General features: G+C 44.1%; 1 pseudogene. It reads left to right on the forward strand.

Annotated features, from left to right (window positions below):
- Positions 1 to 55: 55 nt before the first annotated feature.
- Positions 56 to 390 (forward strand): annotated as a pseudogene (locus JDF658_RS12735) (hypothetical protein); the annotation flags it as partial.

Below are 390 nucleotides of genomic sequence, written 5' to 3' on the forward strand. Positions count from 1 at the left end.
ATAATCGCGTTGGAGGCATTTTTTCCCTCTAATCCGATTGACGGAGGCGATTTCTTTGTTAGGTTTCTGGCGTTCTCATGCAGATTATCAGGTCTGGTTAAAATCTAAACTTCAGTCTTTAGTTCCTGAGCATGAATCCCAAATCCGCTATTATCATTCTCTCATCGAAAAACTCTATGTCCTTGACCTTGACCCACTGAAAGAAGTTATTGCTCCTTTATATTCTCCGCTTGGACGACCGGCCCAGAATCAACCGGAGCTTTTTCGGGTTCTTGTTGCTATGGTTCATTGCAAAATTGAAGACCCGACTAAATTTGTCCATCTCCTGAAAGCTAATCCTGTTCTCGCCACTATCTGCGGTTTTGATCTGCACACCCCAGGGGTTGGTAC

Origin of the sequence: Carboxydocella sp. JDF658 (genome assembly GCF_002049395.1) — a bacterium.
Taxonomy (GTDB): Bacteria; Bacillota.